This window comes from Streptomyces sp. NPDC058534, assembly GCF_042717365.1.
Classification (GTDB): Bacteria; Actinomycetota; Actinomycetes; order Streptomycetales; family Streptomycetaceae; genus Streptomyces.
The window spans coordinates 1-3556 of sequence record NZ_JBHXNW010000166.1 but is presented as its reverse complement, the minus strand read 5'-3'; the positions used below and the strand labels follow the sequence as shown (position 1 = coordinate 3556).

Below are 3556 nucleotides of genomic sequence, written 5' to 3'. Positions count from 1 at the left end.
GGCCGCCGCACGGCTCAGGCCGGCGCGGGTGACCGTAACGCCCTCGCCCGGCGCCTCGTGGGCCTCACGCCCGCCGACCAGGAGAAGGCCCTTCTGGAGGTCATCGCCGCCGAGGCCATGGACGTGCTCGGCGTCAACGTCGGCGACCTGGCCCAGGGCGGCCGGGGCTTCAGCGAGCTCGGCTTCGACTCCCTCACGGCGGTCGAGCTGCGCAACCGGCTCAGCGCGACGACGGGCGTGAAACTGCCCGCCACGCTGATCTTCGACTACCCGACCCCGCGCGCCCTCGCGCGTTACCTGCGCGACGAGTTCAGCGGCCAGACCGCCGCCGTCGCCCCCACCGCGCGCGTCACCGTGTCCACGGACGACGACCCGATCGTCATCGTCGGCATGGCCTGCCGCCTGCCCGGTGGCGTCGCAGGTCCCGAAGACCTGTGGCGGATGGTGCGCGAGGGTCGCGACGGCATGTCCGGCTTCCCGACCGACCGCGGCTGGAACCTCGACGGGCTCTTTGACTCCGACCCCGATCACGCGGGTACGTCCTACCTTCAGCAGGGCGGATTCCTCCACGAGGCGGGACGCTTCGACGCGGGTTTCTTCGGGATCTCGCCGCGCGAGGCCATGGCGATGGACCCGCAGCAGCGACTGCTCCTGGAGACCTCGTGGGAGGTCTTCGAGCGGGCGGGCATCGACCCGACTCAGGCGCAGGACACCAACGTCGGTGTGTTCTCCGGAGTTTCGATCCACGACTACCTCGGCGCGCTCGAGCAGGTGCCGGAGGAGTTCGAGGGCTTCGCGACGACCGCCATCGCCGGCAGCGTCGCCTCGGGCCGCGTCTCGTACGTGTTCGGCTTGGAGGGTCCCGCGGTGACCGTGGACACCGCGTGCTCCTCGTCGCTCGTCGCGATCCACCTGGCGGCGCAGGCGTTGCGCCAGGGCGAGTGCACGATGGCCCTCGCCGGCGGCGTCGCCGTCATGGGATCCCCGGCCGGTGTGCTGGGCTTCTCGCGGCAGCGCGGCCTCGCCGCCGACGGCCGTATCAAGGCGTTCTCCTCCACCGCCGACGGCACGGTCCTCTCCGAGGGCGTCGGTGTCGTCCTGCTTGAGCGGCTCTCGGACGCCCGCAAGAACGGCCACCAGGTCCTCGCCGTCGTCCGCGGCTCGGCCATCAACCAGGACGGCGCCTCCAACGGGCTCACCGCTCCGAACGGTCCGGCCCAGCAGCGCGTGATCCGCAAGGCGCTCGCCGACGCGGGTCTGACGTCGGCGGACGTCGACGTCGTCGAGGCGCACGGCACGGGTACGACGCTCGGTGACCCGATCGAGGCGCAGGCGCTGCTTGCGACGTACGGCCAGGGGCGCGAGGAGGGTCGGCCGCTGTGGCTCGGCTCGCTGAAGTCCAACATCGGCCACACGCAGGCCGCCGCCGGTGTGGCCAGCGTGATCAAGATGGTCGAGTCCATGCGGCACGCCGTCCTCCCGGCGACCCTGCACGTCGACGAGCCGACCTCGCAGGTCGACTGGACGGCGGGCGCGGTCGAGCTGCTCACCGAGGAACGTCCCTGGCCGGAGATCGAGCGCCCGCGCCGCGTGGGCATCTCGTCGTTCGGCGTGAGCGGTACGAACGCCCACCTCATCCTGGAGCAGGCGGCGCAGGAGTCGGCCCCCGCGACCGGGGCGCAGCCGTCGCCCGAGGGCGACGCGGTCCTGCCGTTCGTCGTGTCGGCGAAGAGTCTGGCCGCCCTGGCCGGGCAGGCACGGCGACTGGCGGAGCTCGTCGAGGCGGAAGCCGTCGGCACGGAGGCCGTCGACACCGCGGCCGTCGAGGCCGAGGTCGCCGACGTGGCCCTCCCGCTCGCCGGTCTGGCCGCCTCCCTCCTCTCCGACCGGGCGCTCCTCTCCGACCGTGCCGTGGTCGTGGCCGCGAGCCGGGACGAACTCCTTGCCCGGCTGCGCACGTTGGCCGACGGCGAGTCCGGCCCCGGCGTCACCGCCGGTACCCGAACGGGTACGGGCAAGCTGGTCCTGCTCTTCCCCGGCCAGGGCGCGCAGCGCGCCGGCATGGGGCGCGAACTGTACGCCCGCTACCCGGTCTTCGCGGACGCGCTCGACCAGGTGTGCGCCGAACTCGACGCGGCCCTCGCCGGATGGGTGGCCCGCCCGATCCGCGAGCTCGTCTTCACCGACGAGGACAGCGCCGACGCGCGGCTCCTCGACCAGACGGTGTACACGCAGGCCGCCCTCTTCGCCGTCGAGACCGCGCTGTTCCGGCTCGTCGAGTCGTGGGGCATCCGCCCCGACGTGGTGATGGGCCACTCGATCGGCGAGATCAGCGCCGCGCACGCGGCCGGCATGCTGTCCCTGAAGGACGCGGCGACGATGGTTGCGGCCCGCGGCCGCCTGATGCAGGTCCTGCCGGCCGGTGGCGCGATGGTGGCCGTGGCGGCGGGCGAGGACGAGATCCGCGCCCTGCTGGCCTCCTCCGCCACCACGGGCGTCGACATCGCCGCCGTCAACGGACCCGCGTCCGTGGTCCTCTCCGGCGACGAGGCTCCCGTACTCGAACTTGCCGAGCAGCTCAAGGAGTCGGGCCGCAAGGTCAAGCGGCTCGCGGTGTCGCACGCGTTCCACTCCACCCGGATGGACGCGATGCTCGACGAGTTCGCCGGTGAGCTGGCCGCCGTCGCGTGGCAGCCGGCGAGCATCCCTGTCGTCTCGAACGTGACGGGACGCGTCGTCGAGGACGACCTGATGCGGACCGCCGAGTACTGGGTGGAGCACGTACGCCGCCCCGTGCTCTTCGCCGCCGGCGTCCGGGCCGCGCGGGAACACGGCGGCCAGGTGTTCCTGGAGCTCGGTCCCGGCGCCGTACTGACCGGACTCGTCCGGGAGTCGGCCGCGGAAGCAGACACGGCGGGCTCGACCTCGACGGGCTCGACGGGCTCGGCGGAGGTCGTGTGCGCGCCGGCCATGCGGGACGGCCGCGACGAAAGCCAGACGCTCCTCGACGCCCTCGCCGAGGCCTTCGTCCGCGGCGTGGACGTCGACTGGACGGCCGTGCTGCCGACCGGTGTCGCCGGTGGTCCGCGCGTGGAACTGCCCACGTACGCCTTCGACCACGAGCACTACTGGCTGCGGACGGCGGACGCCCCCTCGGACGCCTCGTCCCTCGGGCTCTCGGCCGCCGACCACCCGCTGCTCGGCGTGAAGGTCGACGTCCCGTCGACCGGCGGGCTGCTCTTCACCTCCCGCCTGTCGCTGCGGACGCATCCGTGGCTGGCCGACCACACCGTTCAGGGTGTGGTCCTGGTACCGGGGACGGCGTACGTGGACCTCGTGGTCCGGGCGGGCGACGAGTTCGGCTGCGGTGCCCTGGACGAGCTGGTCATCGACGCTCCGCTGGTACTGCCCGCGGAGGGTTCGGTCCGTGTCCAGGTCGCCGTCGGCGGTGCCGACGAGTCCGGGCGCCGGACCGTGGGCGTCTACGCGTCCCGTGGTGATGCGGGTGAGGGTGGCGGGCAGGAGTGGACCCGGCATGCGTCGGGTGTGTTGTCTC

1 protein-coding gene is annotated in these 3556 nt (G+C 73.1%); it reads left to right on the top strand.

Going from position 1 to position 3556, the window contains the following annotated elements; all coding sequences use genetic code 11:
* Nucleotides 1-3556, top strand: a 3556-nt coding sequence (locus tag ACFWR9_RS42440; RefSeq protein ID WP_383852967.1) for a beta-ketoacyl synthase N-terminal-like domain-containing protein, incomplete at both ends; no start/stop codon positions are given.